Annotated in this window: 12 protein-coding genes; 10 read left to right on the top strand and 2 right to left on the bottom strand. The window is 46.2% G+C overall.

What is annotated here, in order from left to right; genetic code table 11:
• Window positions 1–121 precede the first annotated feature (121 nt).
• The 7 genes from EC604_RS08880 to EC604_RS08910 all read left to right on the top strand — a co-directional run bounded on the left by EC604_RS08880 (window position 122) and on the right by EC604_RS08910 (window position 13,986).
• Window positions 122–1,249, top strand: a complete 1,128-nt coding sequence (locus tag EC604_RS08880) for a BMP family ABC transporter substrate-binding protein (RefSeq protein ID WP_123063835.1) — start codon at window positions 122–124, stop codon at window positions 1,247–1,249.
• Between the two features lie 150 nt (window positions 1,250–1,399).
• A complete protein-coding gene (locus EC604_RS08885) occupies window positions 1,400–2,956 on the top strand; it encodes an ABC transporter ATP-binding protein (protein WP_123063836.1) in 1,557 nt (518 codons plus the stop codon).
• Complete coding sequence (locus EC604_RS08890; protein ID WP_123063837.1) at window positions 2,953–4,002, top strand: ABC transporter permease; 1,050 nt, start codon at window positions 2,953–2,955, stop codon at window positions 4,000–4,002. Before EC604_RS08885 ends, EC604_RS08890 begins: the two co-directional genes overlap by 4 nt.
• The gene (locus EC604_RS08895) at window positions 3,995–4,930 is read left to right on the top strand and encodes an ABC transporter permease (RefSeq protein ID WP_123063838.1); all 936 of its coding nucleotides are present in this window, start codon (window positions 3,995–3,997) and stop codon (window positions 4,928–4,930) included. The genes EC604_RS08890 and EC604_RS08895 overlap by 8 nt, the downstream gene beginning before the upstream one ends.
• 10 nt (window positions 4,931–4,940) lie before the next feature.
• On the top strand, window positions 4,941–5,900 hold the full coding sequence (locus EC604_RS08900) for a nucleoside hydrolase (RefSeq protein ID WP_123063839.1): 960 nt from the start codon (window positions 4,941–4,943) through the stop codon (window positions 5,898–5,900).
• 1 nt (window position 5,901) lies between these two features.
• Window positions 5,902–7,293: an ADP-ribosylglycohydrolase family protein gene (locus EC604_RS08905; protein ID WP_123063840.1), complete on the top strand. Its 1,392-nt coding sequence runs from the start codon at window positions 5,902–5,904 to the stop codon at window positions 7,291–7,293.
• 393 nt (window positions 7,294–7,686) lie between these two features.
• On the top strand, window positions 7,687–13,986 hold the full coding sequence (locus EC604_RS08910) for an Ig-like domain-containing protein (RefSeq protein ID WP_123063841.1): 6,300 nt from the start codon (window positions 7,687–7,689) through the stop codon (window positions 13,984–13,986).
• A gap of 166 nt (window positions 13,987–14,152) precedes the next feature.
• On the opposite strand, the gene EC604_RS08915 is transcribed toward EC604_RS08910, so the two are convergent.
• Window positions 14,153–14,779 (bottom strand): hypothetical protein, encoded by a 627-nt coding sequence (locus EC604_RS08915; protein ID WP_123063842.1) that lies wholly within the window; start codon window positions 14,777–14,779, stop codon window positions 14,153–14,155.
• Between the two features lie 507 nt (window positions 14,780–15,286).
• Between EC604_RS08915 and EC604_RS08920 the strand changes: the two genes are divergently transcribed.
• Window positions 15,287–17,416, top strand: a complete 2,130-nt coding sequence (locus tag EC604_RS08920; protein WP_123063843.1) for a 5'-nucleotidase C-terminal domain-containing protein — start codon at window positions 15,287–15,289, stop codon at window positions 17,414–17,416.
• 218 nt (window positions 17,417–17,634) lie between these two features.
• Entirely contained in the window at window positions 17,635–17,970 is a 336-nt protein-coding gene (locus EC604_RS08925; RefSeq protein ID WP_123063844.1) for a hypothetical protein, read from the top strand.
• 137 nt (window positions 17,971–18,107) lie between these two features.
• Here EC604_RS08925 and EC604_RS08930 read toward each other — a convergent pair whose 3' ends face one another.
• Window positions 18,108–18,830: a YheC/YheD family protein gene (locus EC604_RS08930; protein ID WP_161556892.1), complete on the bottom strand. Its 723-nt coding sequence runs from the start codon at window positions 18,828–18,830 to the stop codon at window positions 18,108–18,110.
• A 247-nt stretch (window positions 18,831–19,077) separates the two neighbouring features.
• On the opposite strand from EC604_RS08930, the gene EC604_RS08935 reads away from it, so the two are divergent.
• Entirely contained in the window at window positions 19,078–20,346 is a 1,269-nt protein-coding gene (locus EC604_RS08935) for an L-lactate MFS transporter (RefSeq protein WP_123063846.1), read from the top strand.
• Window positions 20,347–20,677: the final 331 nt, after the last annotated feature.

The following is a 20,677-nucleotide window of genomic DNA, read 5'->3' on the forward strand; positions in this document are numbered from 1 at the left end:
AGAAAAGAAAACGCATTACAATTCAGAATTAGGTTTTAATTTACATGATTTATAAAGCTGGGCTGTAAGCACGACAGATTATCCATGATTTTAACAACAAACAGGGGTGTGAGTAAAGAACATGAAGAAGAATGCGTTGGTAATTTGTATGGTAGCGTTGTTGTTGCTTCTGTCCGCATGTGGAGGTAAGAAGGGTACAACAGGTGAAACGGGTTCAGCAGGAACGGGGAATGGCGGTGAGCAGACCAATCAACTGAAAGTGGTATTGCTGATTCCAGGTACACTGGGAGACAAATCCTTCTTCGACGCTGCTAATCATGGTCTTGAGCTAGTTAAGTCCGAACTGGGCGCTAAGACCAAGGTCATTGAAATGGGTGCAGACAAAACAAAGTGGGAGCCAACGTTTAACGATATTTCTGCTGAGGACTGGGACATCGTCATTTCTGGTGGCTCTGAAATTACAGAAATGTTTAATGCTGCTGCGGAGCAGCATCCGGATAAAACGTTCATTAACTACGATACAGACATCGAGGATGCCCCGGCCAATGTATATAATATGTCCTATTCTACTAATGAAGTATCCTTTCTGGCGGGAGCGGTTGCGGCGCTCACGACCAAGTCGGACATGCCAAATGCAAACAAGGACAACCTGATCGGTTTCCTGGGCGGGATGGACATTCCCGGTATCAATGCTTTTCTCGTCGGTTACATTGAAGGAGCTAAGTATGTAGATCCAAATATTAAGGTCGCTGTATCTTATGCTGGTGATTTCGTCAATCCGGCCAAAGGAAAAGAACTTTCCCTTATTCAATATAACTCGGGAGTTGACGTGATTTTTAACGTAGCGGGCGGTACAGGCCTGGGGATTTTTGATGCAGCCAAGGAAAAAACCAAGTATGCGATCGGCGTGGACTCGGACCAGGCTGCGTTGCTCAAAGAGACAGACCCTGCCAAAGCTAACCTTATCATTACTTCTGCGATCAAAAAGATCGACACATCGATTTTGGAAGCCGTGACCCAGGCGAAAGAGGGCAAGCTGGAGACAGGAAAGCGCCAGGTGATGGGCTTTGTCGAGAACGGTGTTGGTATTGCGGAGAATGACATCTATACAAGTGTATTCCCTGCTGATCTGCAAGCGAAAGTAGAAGAGATCAAGAAGAAACTTGAAAACAAAGAGATTAAGGTATCCAATGCGATGGGCATGGAAACCTCAGAGATCGAAGCGATCCGTAATAGCGTGAAGCCATAAGATAAGCATAAACTTTCGTTTACTGGATAGGATCATCGGAGTGAAATAACCGAGTGTATGTTGTACAGCTGGAGATGTAGTCATGATCATTGATGCATTTTCGGCTGTACATTTTTTGTGCACATTGTTAGTAGAGAGGAGCAACCCGACATGTCCGGCGCACTGTTGGAAATGCGTAATATTTCAAAGGTTTACCCCAATGGGGTGGTTGCTAACAAGAATGTTCAGTTCTCCTTGCAGGAGGGAGAGATTCATGCCATCGCCGGGGAGAACGGGGCGGGCAAGTCTACATTGATGAAGATGATGTTTGGCATGGAAGAGCCGAGCGAAGGCGAGATTTTGTTAAAAGGAAAACAGATCAAGCTTGGCAACCCTCAGGATGCTATTGCGCTTGGAATCGGTATGGTGCATCAACACTTCATGCTCGTTCCTTCCTTCACCGTGGCTGAGAATATGGTGCTCGGCATGGAGCCGAGACGTGGTGTGGGCATTCATTATGCAGAAGCTGTCCGCATGACGGAGGAAACGGCGCGCAAGTACAATCTGTCCGTGAATCCAAGGGCCAAGGTTGAGGATTTGAGCGTAGGGATGAAGCAAAAGGTAGAGATTTTGAAAGCTCTGCTACGTGGTGCAGAAATACTTATTCTGGATGAGCCTACAGCCGTACTAACTCCACAGGAGACAGAAGAGTTGTTCCGAGAGTTGAAGCTGCTGAAAGAAAAAGGACATACGATTGTGTTTATCTCGCACAAGCTGAAAGAAGTGAAAGCGATCTGCGATAGAATTACCATTTTGCGTGGCGGACGTACCGAGGGTGTGCTTAACATTGCAGATGTGACAGAACAGGAAATATCACGGCTAATGGTTGGACGGGATGTTGTGCTTAAGTATGACAAGACGCAGAAGAATTATGGTGAGCCTGTACTGTCTGTGCAGAATTTAGGGGCAGTTGATCCCGAAGGCAAGGCACTGTTGTCGGATATCAGCTTTCATGTTCGTGCAGGAGAAATTGTCGGGATTGCTGGTGTAGAAGGCAATGGGCAAAGTCAGCTCGTAGAAGCACTGACTGGAAGCTTGGGAAACCGCTATGCAGGAGGCAAGGTCGAAATGAAGGGAAAGGATATTCATTCACTCGGTATCCGTGAGATTCGTGGGCTCGGCGTCTCCTACATTCCGGAAGATCGGATGCGTCAGGGGTCAGCTGGTGAGGCGAGTATTGCAGATAATCTGATCTCTACCCGCTATCGTTCGAAATCGCTTAATAGAGGGCCACTTCTCAGCATGTCCTCCATTCAAAAGCTGGCAAGTTCTCTGGTGGAGGAATTCAAGGTTCGTTGCTCCGGCCCGTCACAGCCAATCGGTATGTTGTCAGGAGGCAATATGCAAAAGGTAGTCGTTGCCCGTGAGTGCTCAACCGAACCGGATCTGCTCATAGCAGAGCAACCTACGCGGGGGGTGGACATTGGAGCGGCACAGTTTATCCATCAGAAGTTGCTGGAGCTACGGGATGCGGGCTCTGCAATTGTGCTTGTATCGGCTGATCTGAATGAAATTCTGGAAATGAGTGATACACTGCTTGTGTTATATGACGGCAAGATTGCCGCCCGGTTGGATTCGCCGTCAAGCGTCAGCGAAGAGGAGCTGGGTCTCTACATGCTTGGGATTCGTGAGCAGCAGGAGCAGTATGAGGAGGAGGCTTCCCCATGATCCGATTAAAATATTTTGAAGTATACCGCACGGCAGCAGTCATTCTTATTTCTTTAGCTATTGCATTTATTATTATCTCTCTGGTGAGCAGCCAGCCTGTAGAGACTATCCGCATCTTCCTGTTTGAGCCGCTGTCCACCTTAAGCCGCATGGGCAATGTTGTGGAAATGGCAATTCCGCTCATGTTTACAGGGCTGTCGGTGTCACTCCTATTTAAAACGAACATGTTCAATTTGGGTGCTGAAGGTATCTTCTATATCTCAGGCATTGTTGCTGCCATTCTGGCTATTCATCTAAGCATGAACGGAATTATGCACCCGATCGTGGCGATTGGAGCGGGTTCGATTGTGGGTGCACTACTCTCAGCTATTCCCGGTTATCTAAAGGCCAAATGGAATGCCAATGAACTGGTCACATCACTGATGTTTAATAGCATCTTTTTTGGAATTGGCTTGTATCTGTTGAATTATCACCTGCGGGATGCCAAGGCGTTCTCGAATGTATCTTATAAATTTGCCGAGACGGCACAGCTGGACAAAATAATGCCAGGCACACGGCTGCATACCGGACTGATCATTGTGCTGGTGTTGATTGTTCTTGCTCATTATTTCATGTATCGCACGAAGTGGGGATATGAGCTGCGCATGACGGGAGCCAACCGCGAATTTGCTGGATACTCCGGTATGAAAACAGCAAAAGTCATCATTCTGGTGCACCTAATTGCAGGTTTTATTGCCGGTATGGGTGGTTCGGTCGAAGTGCTGGGCATGTATAATCGCTTTCAATGGACGGCATTGCCGGGATATGGACTGGATGGTGCACTTGTGGCCATGCTTGCCAAGAACAATCCTCTTTCCGTCATTGGTGCCTCACTCTTCCTCGCCTATATCCGTATCGGTGCGGACCTGATGGCTCGTTTGTCGGATGTGCCTTCCGAGATGATTTCCATTATTCAAGCAGTCATTATTTTGCTGATCTCTGCGGAGCAGTTCTTGAAGTTCTGGAAGAATCGGATGCTGCTGAAGGAGGCCAAACTGCATGAATAGCTTGCTGAACGTCATTTTAACGACGGATTTTGCCTTCTCTGTATTACGGGTTACTACTCCGATTTTGTTCGCGGCTTTAGGTGCATTGATCTCCAATCGAGCGGGGATCATCAATATCGGTATGGAGGGCATTATGCTAGTATCTGCGCTTGCTGGAGTTGTGGTCAGTTCCTACACAGCTAGCGCCTGGATTGGATTGCTCGGTGCTGTCCTCTCGGGTACGGCAATTGCCGGAATGCTTGCTTTTTTCACCCTGAAGTTCAAGACACATATTATTCTGGGCGGCGTTGCCATTAATATGTTTGCATCAGGGGGGACGGTATTTTTACTGTACTTGCTTAGTGGAGACAAAGGTTCATCCACGTCTTTGCCGAGCAAGGTGCTACCTAGTATAGACATTCCGCTGTTGCAACAAATTCCGGTGCTTGGCCCGATTCTGTCAGGGCATCATATTTTGACGTATGCTTCCATTCTAGCCGTTATTGCCGTCTATTATTTATTAAAACGTACGCCACTAGGTCTGCAAATTCGTTCCGTCGGCGAGAATCCGCATGCGGCACAGTCGGTTGGTGTCAGTGTCGTGAAGATTCAGTATATGGCTTTGCTACTAAGTGGATTCTTCGCCAGTTTGGGCGGGGCCTACATGTCGATGGGATATTTGTCTCTGTTCACCAGAGATATGATTGCTGGCCGGGGCTGGATTGCCATCGCAGCGGAGTCCATGGGACGCAGTACAACGGTAGGTACAGCCTTGACTTCACTGCTCTTCGGTGGAGCGGAGGCGCTGGCCAATGCACTGCAAGTGCTCAAGATACCAGCTGAGCTGATCGGTACATTGCCTTATGTGGCTACTGTGATCGGACTAATTGTTTATGCGATTGCTGAGACACGCAAGAAGAGACGTAAACTCGCACAAAAAACGAACTGAGGAGATAACGATGACGAAACCTATTATTATTGACTGTGACCCAGGACACGACGATGCAATTGCCATTTTGCTGGCGCTGGCTCACCCTGAGCAGCTGGAGATTAAGGGCATCACAACGGTGGGTGGTAACCAGACCTTAGAGAAGATTACGAATAATGCACTCAAAATTCTCAGTTTTGTCGGGGCTAACGTCCCGGTAGCGAAAGGTGCGAAAGGGCCGTTGTTGGGTGCCTTGGTGACCGGAGAGGAAGCTCATGGCGAATCGGGAATGGATGGCCCTGTACTGCCGCCAAGTCGTTTTCGTGCCATCGAGGTAGGTGCTGTAGAGTTTATACGTCATCAGTTGCTGTCTTCGGATGAGCCGATCACCCTTGTGCCAATTGGACCGTTGACCAATATTGCTACCCTGATTCGGGCGTATCCTGAACTGAAATCACGGATTGCTGGCATTTCCATGATGGGTGGAGGCATTGCCTATGGAAATGTGACACGTACAGCAGAGTTTAACATCTACGTTGATCCGGAAGCAGCCCAAATTGTATTTGAATCAGGGATTCCGATCACGATGAGTGGACTGGATGTGACGGATAAAGCGGCTATTTTTGACGAAGAGATTGAAGCTTTGAAAACACGCGGCCCTGTATCAGTTATGGTTGGAGAACTACTGGACTTCTACTCGATTTACGGCAAAAAGATGGGTTACCATGGCAATGCCCTGCATGATCCGTGTGCCATTGCATGGCTGCTACAGCCCGAGTTGTTCCACAGCAAAATGCTGGATGTGACGATTGAAACACAGGGAACATACACACGCGGAATGACCGTGGGCGACTTGCGCACGAAGACAGACCGTGAGCCTAACGTGAATGTGCTGCTGGATGTTAACCGTGATGCGTTCATTCGTCTCATCTATGATGCACTTGCTATTCTGGATGCTCGTGTACAGCAATCTACACAAGGGGATTCGTAATATGGCAGGGTGGACTGACCTGCGAGAGACGGTGCGACTTGAACTGCTTCAACGTGGTGAGGAAGGCTGTGACACTCAGGGGTTAATGCAAAAGTGGGACGAGGCCGCTGATGATGAGAGCAAGCTGTTGCAACTCTACCAAGAACTGATGGAACTCCAGGTGTCCGCTGATTTTCCTTTTGCAGAACCTTCGAATTTGGAAGACATCCGTGCTTTGCGTCCAGAGGGCCCTCGCGAGCTTCAAGCGGACTGGAGTGAGCAAGTATGGCGAGATAAATTCTACGGGGCTTGGCTCGGGCGAAGTGTTGGGTGTGCACTAGGGAAGCCATTGGAACACCCCGATTACCTCTACGGTAAGGATGGACGCCCAGGCTGGGAAAATATTGAGCTTTGGTTCAAGGGAGCTGATGCCTGGCCGATTCGAGGGTATACTCCTGAACATTCCCGTGCGGAGAACGAGTATGGCTTGAGTTTGACAGAACTGGGGCCTTTAAGTGTCCGAGAGAAAATTCGGTTTATGGAGAGCGATGATGATATTCGTTACACGATACTAGGCTTGCTGTTGCTGGAGGAAAAAGGCCTGGACTGGGATTCGTGGGATATCGGAAAACTGTGGCATCACCGTCTCACATACAGTCAGGTATGTACAGCGGAGACACAAGCATACATGAACTTTGCCCAGGAGACTTCGCACCTGAAGTCGGATAAACCTGCGGATTGGACACTACGCCAGGAACGTGTACGTATGCATCTCAATCCATACCGCGAGTGGATCGGAGCTGCAATCCGCGCTGACGGATTGGCATATGGTGTAGCCGGACGACCTGAACTGGCAGCCGAACTTGGCTGGAGAGATGCCTCTTTTTCTCATGCCAAGAATGGTATTTATGGTGAGATGTTGAATGCAGCGATGATCGCTGCGGCGTTTGTGGAAAATAATAGCGAGCGCATTGTGGAAATCGGACTCAGCGAGATTCCACACACAAGCCGACTGGCCGCCGATGTGCTTCAAGGCATGGAGATCGGACTCTCGGCTCGCAGTGAGCGGGAACTGGTAAGCCGGATCTGGGATACGTTCAGTCATTATGATGCGGTGCATACCAATAACAATGCTGCACTGGTAGCAGCATCGCTGGTGTATGCTGGCAATGATTTTGAGAAGGCGGTTGTCACGTCTGTTTATGGTGGGCTCGACACCGATTGTAATGGAGCTACGGTTGGCTCGATCATGGGTGCGCGCCTTGGGGCAGCACAGTTGCCCGAATCCTGGACAGCTCCACTAAACGACACGCTGTACGCCGATCTGGTTGGATTCGATCCGGTGTCGATCTCTTCCTGTGCTGAACGCAGCTATCAGGTGTTTTTGAAGCTTCACAATCAAGCGCGTAACTAGGGCGTGTCTTGAAACCTACTGAAGTACATCTTTTACCGCCTTTTCGCCCCTGATGCGTCAGTTTCCTTTGCTTGGAACGATCCTATCATAAAATAGAACTCGAATTAATTATATTAATAGTGTGTAGCCTTAGGATTTTCCTGAGGCTTTTTTGTTGTTCAGTATTTGTTTAGCGACAGAGGTTATACTGAATTTCGCTAATCATCTTTTATATAGAAAGTAGGTCATAGACAATAATAGATTCAGTAGATTGCTTTGTTAATGCACGTTTGTAGATCAGGCACAAGAATTCCCTATAGCAAGTTAACTGGGTTGCATATATGAAAGGGGATTCAGGATTATCTACAGCAAGAAACCAGTTACATTTCAATTTTATATGGAGGCAAAAAGGATATGACCAAAGGCATCAAAAAAATCATTTCTATTGTGCTCACGGTATGTTTAATCCTGGGGGGGAGTGGCCTATCTGCATTATTAGGTTCAGTAGCCTATGCAAATAACGCTCCAACCACAGCAGAGGCAAACTACAAGCAATATCGTGTGAAGTTAACGGCCGATCCGGTCACAGATACAGCACCTGCTGGTTTCGGTACAGCTGCCTCAGATGGACGGATCTGGACAGACAAGAGTGTTACGGCAGAGAGTGATGGTACATTCAATATTCAATTATCTGCGCTAGCACAAGAATATATGACATCCAACTCCACGAATCCAGGCGTTGGCGGTAACAGCAATGCGAACGGATCTGCGGCAGACGTAACTTTTATTTTGGATATGAGTTCTTCAATGGGTACCCGCAGCGGTAAAGAAATAGCGCTCACAGCTGGAGATGCAGGCGTTTATTATCGCGTAGAAGCTATGGCTAAGGCTGCAAATGACGCCATCCGTACAGTCATGAACGCCAATTCCAACAACCGTGTTGCGGTATATTGGTTCGGGGGATCAGCTGATGCTAACCATCTCGGTACATTTATGGAGATGGGACATTACGAATTTAGTTCGGGTCATGGTACAGAAGACTATCTGAAATACGTAGGTGGCAATACTCAAACGGTTACTTTGAACAGTAATCTAATCAAAGATGGTAGTTCCGTTGGAACACAACCTGCAGTCGGACTAGGGCCCGGCACTCCCACTCAGGACGGAATCATGTACGGTGTCTCGAAGACGATGAGTAAGGTGGGAACGAAGGGAGCAGGTCCAAAGCGACAGCCTTATTTATTCCTTCTATCTGATGGAGCGGCAATTCATGCCAAGAAAGCATGGTCTCTTTCGCCGAAAGGCAGTTCATTTGAGACCAATTTTGCCAATGCATTAGCTGAGGCTACAACAATCCCGAATTATAATCAAAGCGGAACGAATGTTAACAAGTATGTGCCAGCTACAGCGGGCGTCGGTTTGGCAAATACAGGTGATCCGGAAATTGCTGCGTTAACCATTCTTACCGGTGCATATATGAAGGATCTTATGGACCGTAAATACACCGAATACAATGGGGGAGAAGCCACTCAGTCCAAAGTGTATACTGTAGGGTTAGGTTCCACAACAGCGATCAATGGACCGTATAACGGTAACGAACCTGTGTATGCGTGGGCAGGACTTGATCCGAAACGAGTCAACGAGAATAAGGAAGATAGTAATTATAACTATGGTACTGCCAAGAACACATATGACAAACTGAGTGCATATGCATCTCAGGGGCCTAATGGATTTAACTATGCCAATTCATTTGTATACAGTAGTTATTACACATTTGCCCCAACGTATGACATTGTGAAGTCAGCTTTCTCCGGTTTAACCAATGATGTTGAGGCTACTACAACGATACTTCCGCTTCTCAACATACCGGAAACCACGGATCTGGGGAACGGTAGGGAAACGGCAGATATCGCGAGTGCTATCGTTGTTGCAGACGATATCAGCAATGATTTTGCTGTGGATCTGTCCACGTTAAAAATCGGGGATGCTGTTGCGACAGTAGACACAAGTACGAATATAAACGGTGGTACAGCGTATGCATTCGCGGGGTATGGAAGTAAGGCGGTCATTAAAACCGTCGCAGGCGTTAGCAGTCTTACATGGTATATTGACGCAGATGATATGCAATCGCATATTTACCGTTTCAAAAACCGGACAAGTCCGCAGCCTGGAGACTATAGCGCGCCAGCAGGCGGTTCTTTTAAAATCAGTTATAAAGTAAAACCGACATTTCAGGTAGCACCTGATCAGGTGGGTGACACATCCCGTTACATCAATGCGGGCAATGCGAGTGATGGAGCCAAGACGGCAGCGTACTTCCACCCACCTGCTGACAGTCCCTATTATCAGGCTTTAACAAGTAAACAGACGATTTCCAAAACGGGTGGAATCGGCGCGACGTATGTAACCGAGGAATCACTGAATAATGGCAAGGCCATCATGAGACTTGGAAACAACGGGAAGCTTGATTTGCAGATGGGAATTATGAAGACAGGCCCGGCAACCGTTCCAATTAACGGGTCTATAGATTACAAAGTGACCATCTATAACTATACAAATACAGCTATTACAGGGCTCAGCGTCATTAGCGATGGCCAAACCCAAACAGGGATTGATGTTCCGGCCAATGACAGCAAGGTGCTTACTTTTACGAAAACTGCACCGGGCACGCCGCAGACGTTAGATAGCGATAATGCTGTCATTTCAGGAATTAACCTTGCGTCCAATACGGTATCTACGGATGTAACCAACGTGACCACAGCTGTAATCAACACGCATGTTATTGGAGCCGTTGGTGGTACATCTGTAGGGGATGCCACCTATAACATTGGTGATTCTGCAACAATTACAGCTACTCCGAATCAGGGTTATACATTCGCAGGGTGGTATGATAACCCGGGAGGAACAGGGACGCCTTCAAGTACGAATACAACATATACGTTCACGGTTCAGACGAATCAGGATTACTATGCAAAGTTCACATCGCTACCAGTAGCCCATGATGATACTTATAGCGTTGTGAGAGGAGAAACTCTCAGTGTTCCAGTGGAAGAGGGCATTTTGCTCAACGATACGGATGGCGAGGGACGTACACTTACTGCTGTAAGTATCAGTTCAATCAGTGATGAAGACAAGGGGACACTGAATGTATATTCAAATGGATCATTCACCTTTGTGGCGGAAGCAGAAGCATCGGGTAGTGTGACGTTCACCTACAAAGCTAATAATGGTTCTGCCCTATCGAATGAAGCGACGGTAACGATTAACATTACACCACCTGCACATAAGCCAACCGCGAAAAACGACAGCTACAACGTTAGAAGCGGAGACACACTGGATGTTCCAGCGGAGAAGGGCTTGCTCTCTAACGATACCGATGATGAGAATCATCCGCTTACCGTGGACCATGTCAGTTCGCTTAGTGATACGAGCAAAGGTACACTACATGTAAATCCGGACGGATCGTTTACGTTTGTTGCGGAAGCAAATGCATCGGGTAATGTGACATTTACTTATGAGGCCTATGACGGGACAGCCTACTCAAGTTCAGCTACGGTTACCATCACCATCAAAGTGCCGATCACGACTCATGTCATTGGTAATGTTGGTGGCGTAACAGAAGGTGACGGTGTCTACGCACTTGGTGAATCTGCAACGATTAAGGCAGTTCCAGCTTCCGGTTATGCCTTCGCAGGATGGTATGACAACGAGGAAGGTACAGGTACACCTGTAAGTACGGATAAAGTTTATGCATTGACAGTTTCCTCAGCTGGAGACTATTATGCAAAATTCAGTAAGCTGTCTATTGCTGAGAATGACAGCTATCAGGTAGTGAAGGGCCGTACGCTGAACGTTCCTGCGGCAACTGGTATTCTATCGAATGATACCGTTGTAGGGAACGGTACGCTTACTGCCGTGAGCATCAGCTCCCTGAGTGATACAAGCAAGGGTACACTGAATGTTAAAACTGATGGTTCATTTACGTTTGTGCCTGCTGGAGAAATATCTGGCAGTGTGACGTTCACTTATCAGGCTTATGATGGAGTAGGTAATTCCAACGAAGCTACGGTTACAATCACATTTATCAACCCTAGCATTGATGGAACAATCAGAGATAAAGAGACCCAAGATCCGGTATCTGGTGCTACTGTAATTTTGCGCGACCTTGCGGGTAAAGAGAAGGGGCGTACTACGACCGATACAAATGGGAAGTACAATTTTGAAGACGTCGTCATCAATAATTATATTTTGGAAGTTGTGCGTGATGGATATAGCCCGGCGCATAGAGAAGTCTCTGTGTCTACAGCCAATGTGAATGGAAACGGACGTATCACCGAAGATTTTGAACTTGTGGATTACGAGATAACATTAACAGCCAACCCCTCATCCATACTTGGTAATGGTACGGCTACATCCGAATTTAAGACGGTGATAACCGATAAAGAGGGGCGTCCTCAGGCAGGCGTTGAAGTTGTGTTTGAAGTACCGCATACAACGTACGGTCATTTTACCGGAAATACCAATACGATAACGGTTCTGACAGATGCACAAGGCGTTGCTAAGACAACCTTTACTGCAGCAGTTCTTGGGGGTGCGGGATCGGTATCCATACCGCTGACGGCAACCGTAGATGATAGCCAAAAGGGTATCCAGGTTAGCGACACAATCTATATCACGATTACTCCTGGGGTTATTACAGGTGTTGTCACAGACCAGGCAGGACATCCGCTAGCAGGTTCCACGATCAAAGTAAGTAAAGATTTTGACGGAGATGGCATTGCTGATTTTCACGCGGTTGCTATTACAGGAGTTGATGGGGCATACACCATTGCTATACCGCAGGGGAATGTGACGTATGATGTATCGATTACAAAGCTGGTTGAGATCAACGGTCAGCAGAAATCGGTCACGTTTAATCAGAACGTCCCCGTAAACGGAAGTGTGGATGGCCATTCCTTTGATGGAAATAAAACCGTATCAGGTATTGTCCTGGTTGGAAAAACGCAAGGGGAATCCGCAACGCTCGATGGGACTGTGGGCGGTGGCTACAATGTATTGATCAATGATGGCAATGGCGATCATACAGGTCCAGTCGACCACAACGGTATATTTAATATCGACAGTGTGCTCAAGGGCAGCTATACGGCAAAAGTCATCTATAACATTCCGCTTCCAGGAGGCGGGACACAACCTATCGTTGTAGGGCACATGAATGCCGAAATTAATGCAGACGGACAGATTAGCATCAGTGAAGTGCTTATTGACCCGTATGGTACAATTACAGATTCCGTAACAGGTCAACCGATAACCGGTGCTGTTGTTACACTTCATTACAGTAACGGAACAGTTGTTAACTTGCCGCCAGTGAATAACTTCCCACCAGCGGATAATGCCAACCCGCAGACAAGTGATGCGACAGGGCAATATGCCTTTATGGTATTTCCGCATACGGACTATTATTTAACCGCGAAGAGAGCTGGATATAAGGATTTTGATAGCAGAGTTGTTGATCCAAGCCAACCGCTGATTCATGTGGGTACGGATATTGTGCTGTATAACTTTAGCATGACACCTATGCCAACATCTGGAGGAACAGGATCAGGAGCAGGAACGAGTGCGGGTGCACCAAACTCACAGACAACTTCAACTCCACCAGCAACTGTTCCAACAACTACGATGCCTACGGAATCTATCGATCTCGCTACAGCGATCCTAGTTGACAAAATGAAGGGTGGGGAAGGAGATACCCTTACCTTCACCGTGATCTATGCCAATAAAACCTCGGTCGATGCCGATGGTGTGTATATCAAAGCTAAGATCCCTTCAGGGCTAAGTTTGGTTGATGCGAACGGCGGTACTTTGACAGATCAGGAACTCAATTGGAATGTTGGTAAGCTGGCGGGAGGAACGCAAGGTAAGCTAACGTTCAAACTAAAGGTTAACGAAATGAGCGAAGGCGAAGATTTCGGGACCATAACGGCTAGTATAGGCACGGATCACAAGCTTACGCTTACGAATACACAAGATGATGCATCCTTGATCAAGGTGATGTTGTATTCTAACCGTTATGAACATAAGCATGCCCGTTACATTATGGGATATCCAGATGGCAACGTTAAACCTGGACGACTCATTACCCGTGCAGAGATTGCTGCCATCTTTGCCCGGACACTGCAATTGCAAGATGAGGTTCACCACGTTCAGTTATTTAGCGATGTTGCTACAAGTTACTGGGGAGCCGATTATATCGAAGCAGTTGTAAACAAAGAGATATTTAAAGGTTATGCGGATAACACGTTCAAGCCGGATCAACCTATCACACGGGCAGAACTGGCAACAGCCATTGCTCGTTATCTGGGAGTTGCAAGAGAGCTGAAGATGAACAATATATTGAGAATCAGCTCGTTCACCGATATTGAGGTAAGCTGGGCGGAGCAGTCTATCGATGAGGTTTACCGTTTTGGCTTCCTATCAGGTTACCAAAATGGCTCTTTCCAACCAAACAGTCAGCTTACCCGAGAGGAAGCTGTCAAAATGATCAATGGGATGCTGTACAGAGGCCCACTGACCGGGGCCCAAGCTTCTTATCCAGATAATCTTTTGGGCAGATGGTCATTCGGACATCTTGAGGAAGCGACAAGAACGCATACGTATAAAATCAATCCAGATGGCTCCGAAACCATGTTAAAATACATTCCGGAAGATCTGTGGTAAATTTCGCTTCAATAACATGGTCAAGCAGATGAAGTGTATCTTTTAGGAATGCTTCATTACAGGGAAAAACGAAAAGAAGCCGAGGAAGGGTGAATCCCTTCTTCGGCTTTTTTACATAACATCGTAATGATTGATCATAGCCCTGTAGCCCCGAGTATCAATCCTCTTAGCGACCGCCCGTATTGGAAGCCCAGACAGGAATCCCGCTATTCGGATAATTTGCGTTGGTCAAGGTAGTGTTGTAGAGTACCAAGTTACCATCATTTTGCATGATAAGAGTATCACCCGCTGTATCAACTGGCAGCGTGTTGCCATGGTGGCCGGGAATCCACGCTTCCTTATTCATAGACCAGACAGCTACTAGTTTGGATGTATCAGGTACCAGAACTTTATCCCATCCTGGGCTCCACACATAATCATATCTGAATGTGACAGGATTATAAACGTAGCGATAAGCGTACTGATAAACGTCTTTATACACCCATCCATACCCGTAAATTATAGGTTTACCATACTGTTGATTAAATTGGAAAGTTTGAGCCATGCTATTGCTTGTTCCACTGGCCCAGATCGAAGAACCATTCTGGTAGATTACAAAATTTCCGTCATTTTGCCAGATCGCTGAAAACCTACCATCCTGCGAGGTGAGGTAGTCCCCCTTTTGCATGTTCTGGCCGACCAGCAGTTTATCTCCAAGGTAGCCTGCGGAAGCCGTTGTAGGTACAGCAAAGGCTAGGATCAACAAACACGCGATCAAAATGCGGAACGATTTAGGGAAAAATAGCTTTTTCATTGGACACTCTCCTATATTCCTTAGAATGGTTGATGCAAATTGCGTAGTACAACAAACGCTTACGGGTATTGCCGTAATGCAACATAGCGTTCGGTCAGAAGTGGTGAAAGAGCAATCAACACATCCCCCAGTGGTAATTCATGGGACAGCCATATGTACAGTGCTCTCAGGGTCACCTCCTTTAATGGAAATCAAAGCGCTATAATAGATGGTTTATATCGTTATGAGCTTAAACATGATTTGTAGAAGTTGCAGGAAGGCGTAGTGGTAGTGAAAGAGGATGATTCATTCATGTAACAGAGTCGGAAAGTGATTACAAAGTGAATATATAACATTTTATTCCTCTAAAGCAAGAAAAAAATATAAAATACAACATTTTCAATATAAAGCGTTCTATCTTTTTTATAAAGTTTTTTTACATAAATTTAATAGAATCAACCACTTTTATGAATTGAACTGTGGTAAAATATCTCAGGATATGAAATTGGAGAGGGGTTTTGTTTACTCATGTCTTGGAAAAAAGTGTTGGGGAAAAGCACTATTCGTGTGGCTGCTGCTACATTATTACTCACTCAGCTGTTCGGCGCGGCTGGTTCCGTTTCTGCCGCAGGCAAAGATGTAGAAGTACATTTGATAGGAATCAATGATTTCCACGGCCAACTGGATACAACATCTATGGTTGGTGATAAGAAGGCAGGTTCGGCTCCGATTCTAGCAACCTATCTCAAAGAAGCTCAAGCCAAGTATGAGCATTCCTTGCTGTTCCATAACGGCGATTCGGTTGGTGCATCTGCTCCAGTCTCATCCCTTGATCGTGATGAGCCAACGATGGAATGGATGAATATGATGGAATTTGATGTGGGTTCCCTAGGTAACCATGAATTTGACCAAGGGATTGCCGCATTGAAGGCTCAAATTTTTGGCGGTCTGGATCCAAAAGAAGGTAAAGTAACTCATGCCGGCGCAAAATTTGATTATGTGAATGCAAATGTGATTGAAAACGCTACTGGTAAACCTCTGATTAAACCATATGTGATTAAAGAAGTAGGCGGCGTAAAAATCGGATTCATCGGACTCGTGACAAAATCAACGCCGAACAAAGTATCTCCAGCAGGTACAGCAGGTGTACGTTTCCTGAGCGCTGAAGAAGAGGTTGAAGCCGTTAATAAATATGCAAAAGAATTGCAAGGCCAAGGCGTAGAAACGATCATCGTCCTGGCACATGACCCAGCATCGACCAAAGAAGGGGTAACAACTGGAGAAGCGGCTGATCTGGCAAAAGCTTTGCCTGCAGATTCTCCTGTTGATGTCATTGTTGCGGGTGACAATCACGCTCTGGCGAACGGTGTCGTGAATGGCAAACTGATCGTGCAAGCGTACTCTTATGGTACGGCATTTGAAGATATCAAACTTATGATTGACCCTGTTACGGGGGATGTAACTGAAAAATCAGCTACGGTGACAACCACTTTCCAAGAAGGTGTAAAAGAAGATCCTGAAACACTAGCGATTATTAAAAAGTCTCTGGACAAGCACCCTGAGCTGACGAAGCCAGTAGGTACAACAGATGGTACAGTTTTGCGTACAGATGCTTACAATAACGAAGCTCCGCTGGGCAACCTGATTGCAGATGCGATGCGTCAAGCAGACTTTGGCGATAAAGCAAGCAAAGCTGACTTTGCGTTCATGAATCCAGGTGGTATCCGTGCAGACCTGCCCAAAGGGGATGTGATCTTTGCAGATCTGGCTAAAATCCAGCCTTTCGGCAATACACTCGTAAAGCTGGAGCTGACAGGTGAGCAAGTAAAAACGTTGCTGCAACAGCAATGGGGCACCAATGCTGACGGCACACCAAATACAAAAACTTTGCAAATTGCTGGTTTGAAATACACAGCAGACTTCAGCAAGCCGGTTGCTGAACGTGTGACGGCTCTTACACTAGAAGACGGCACACCGGTTGATCCTAAAAAATCATACACCGCTGTGGTGAACAATTTCATGGCTGCAGGTGGAGATAACTATAAAGTGCTGCTGGATGCGAAATCATCCTTGGCTGGCCCAATTGATCTGGATGTGTTCTACAAATACATCACAGATACATTCAAGGGCGGCGATATTCAAGCTAAAAAAGAAGCCCGCATTACAAACATTGGTGTCGCTACAGAGCCAGCAGAAACTCCAGCACCAGTGAACAATGAACCTATTTCTCGTGCTGAATTTGTCACTACGCTCGTGGATATGCTGAAGCTTAACGCGGTATCTACAGCACCTGAATTCAAAGATGTTGCTGCGAATGCTGCATATGCAGATGCTATTGCAGAAGCTTCTAAAGCCGGATTTATTCAAGGCTATGGCGGTAACTTCTATCCTGAGCGCGATATTACTCGGGAAGAGGCAGCAACCATTTTGGCAAAATTGGTGAACAGCCCGGCATCCGAAGCGAAGGCAGCAACGATCATCGCTGGCTTCGAGGATGGAAAATCCGTTTCTGCTTACGCAGTAAAGCCACTGGCGAAGTTGATTGATAAAGGTATTTTCAGTGCAACAGACAAAAAAATGCTGGAGCCTAAGCAAGGCCTTTCGATGAATGATGCTAAAGCAATCATTGAAAAAGCAGCTGCGGCGAAAGCTTCTTAATTCTAACTTGTAAAGCACTGATGGCTCTTACGGATCAGGAAGTTTTTATCATGTGACGAGCTTTCTACATGGCTACAACAGCTGCAAACCACTCGCTAATCCAGCGGGTGGTTTTTTTTGTAAGGCAAATACACTTTTTCAACCTTGTCCACGTCTATCCCTCACCAAAATCGCTCTATTGCATCTAATAAACTATCAACAATAAGGAGGTTTTGAGAATGGGAAATCGTAGACCTACAGGTGGTTATGATCCGGTTCGAATTTATAACTCTACTTCGTATAATGCGTTTGGGGCTGTCGAGTATGCATCTATCTTTTGCAGTAATGATCAATACAGTGTGCAGCGTGATGAGACATGGCAAGCTTCTGGACGTGGAGTTTGTCTGGTCACTCGCATCACTGCAACGGTTAGAACACCAAGTGGCGATATCGCAGCTGAACCATACACGTCATCAGGAACATCCTACAGCCAATTCGCTATCATCCAGGTTGGTCCGAACCAGTTCCGTGTAACACGTGTCGTAAGTGCGGCTAGACGTCGCCGGAAATGTTGACGATATCGGCAATAGGTTGAACAAAGAGAAGGGTGTTTTACAAACGTGCAGTAAATGGATTCTCACAGTTATAAGACAAGAAGCGGCTCTCCCAATAAATCTATGGAGAGTCGCTTCTTGCGTCGTAAAGATTGGAATTAATGCTTCTGATACCACAAGATTCGGCGATACATCGAAGAGTCTTTCAAGCGCCGAAAAGTGCGAAGGTCAGGGCGATAATTGCCTTCAATAATCCAGATTCGGCCTTTCTTATCGATGCCGATATCAAAACCGATTTGTCTCAGATCAGGGTAGTGCACTTCGAGGCTCTTGGCAGCCAGCAGAGCAGTATGCTCCACTTGAAGGAGCAGTTTCCGTCCACCAACACGTGCTAATTGCAGTGCTTTGAACACAGACATGGTACGGTTGGTCACATTGGTCACCAGATATCCGCGTGACGCGATCTTGGCGTAGGAACCGGTTACCTTCCAAGCGGACGAGTTTGCTTTTTGACGTTGAACCATGATACGAAGATCGAACGGCCTTTGTTGAATGCGAGCTAAATATATACGTTGCTGGATGATATACTCACGATCCATGTTGATTTGATTAAGCCAATCCTGTAAATCACTCTTGTTTTGCATCGTAATGATATTATTCTCGTTTTGGATTTGGTAGGTACCCGTTTTCAGACGCCGGATGAACACAATATCTCTCCCATAACGTCCGTCGCAGGGTTTCAGCACGACACTTGAATGTTGTAACAACATATCGTGCAGTGATTCTTTTCCTAACAACTTTGTTTCCGGAAGTCGCCTGGCGAGTAAAGGTACACTGTTAAATGCACGATATTGCAGCCATTTATCCCGTTGAAATAACATTAACATCACAGCCTTTAGTCAGGGTCTACACAAGGTCTACGAATCTCCTTTCATCATAGTCGAAACTTATCTCTGGCATAAGCCGCCATTCGTCTAAAATTGTGACTCTCCGCCCTTATCAGCTACTACAAAAATCCTTTATAAAGCTATACGTGTTGTCATAGATGGATATAAAAAGCTGTGCTACACTTTATCGCATGAGTTAGTGAATTATTTCACAATAAAATCATGAGGAGAAAAGATCTCAGTGGAACTGACAAAAAAGAGATGGATTATTCTGATTGCAAGCTGTTTTATCAACCTATGTATTGGCTCCATTTATGCATGGAGTGTGTTTGCTGCCCCAATGGCAGCTTATCTAAGTGGTCTCACAGGACGTACATTGACACCAGGGGATTTGGCCATTGCGTTTACAATCTGCAATTCAGTCGGACCCATTACGATGATATCGGGTGGATGGATTAATGACAGGTTCGGACCCAAGAAGGTCATTCTGGTTGGAGGGATCCTATTTGGGGGCGGAATGATTTTATCCAGCTTTGCCACATCTGTAGGTTTTCTGGTATTTGCTTATGGGATTGTGCTTGGTTTGGGAACGGGAATGGTTTACGGTTGCACGATCAGCAACTCCATCAAATTTTTTCCGGACAAACGCGGATTGGTTGGGGGCGTAACAACGGCTGCTTATGGTTTAAGTTCGGTGATTATACCTCCGGTCGCCAATGTTTTGATCAGCAACTCGGGGGTAACCTCTGCATTCATGATAATAGGGATTGCCTTTCTCCTTATTATTTGCGTAGCTTCGTTCTTTATTGAGAAATGTCCGGCTGATTTTACTCCGTCAGGATGGACACCGAGTGCTGTCCAACTTGCCCGTTCTCCGCGAGAAGATAAGAATTGGAAAGGCATGCTTGCCAGCCCGATCTTCTACGTGATGATCTTGCTGTTGATCAGCGGAGCTTTTGCTGGACTGATGTGCACCTCTCAAGCTTCACCTATCGCTCAGAAAATGGTTGGTTTGTCCGCTGCTGCGGCAACAACAGTTGTATCGATCCTGGCGCTGTTTAATACAGGTGGCCGGATTCTGGCCGGGTATATCTCAGACAAAATTGGCCGAATCAATACACTTGCCATTACGTCTCTCTTATCTGTCGCTGGCCTGATTATGCTTTATTTTTCAGGAGAGAACAATGTAGGTACATTTTATATGGGAATTTCCATGATTGGTTTAAGCTTTGGTTCCTTAATGGGGGTATTCCCAGGCTTCACGGCAGATCAGTTTGGGGCCAAAAACAACAGTGTGAATTACGGGATTATGTTTATCGGATTTGCACTGGCCGGCTATTTCGGACCCTCAATTATGAGGAATGTGTATAGTGCAGACGGCAGTTATCAGAGAGCCTTTGTTATTGCAGCAGTCTGTGGTCTGACCGGATTTATTCTGACCTTCGTATATAAGTGGGCTGTCAAATATCAGAATAAAAGTGTGAATAACAACCATAAAGTGACAGTCTGAGATGAAAGTATCTCAATAGCATGTTTGATCATGGTGGAAAGTCATTTCAACAGGCTGATGATTAAGTCATATAAATCATTCGATATAACCCGAACCGCCCGTTTAATAAACGGGCGGTTCTTTATTATTTATAAGGTACCCGAATGATTAATATGTCAGAGGGATATAGTCTGTTACGACTAACATATGTACATAAAAATGTAAAACTTTTTTACCATTAGATTACAAAAATTCTCGTTTACGACCCACCTTTTCGATGGTATACTCTCCTATATTCAAGGAAGATATTAACACTAATATACACCAAGTTTTCATGAAAATATGTCGAATT

The sequence above is a fragment of the Paenibacillus amylolyticus genome, assembly GCF_003719335.1.
GTDB lineage: Bacteria > Bacillota > Bacilli > Paenibacillales > Paenibacillaceae > Paenibacillus > Paenibacillus amylolyticus_D.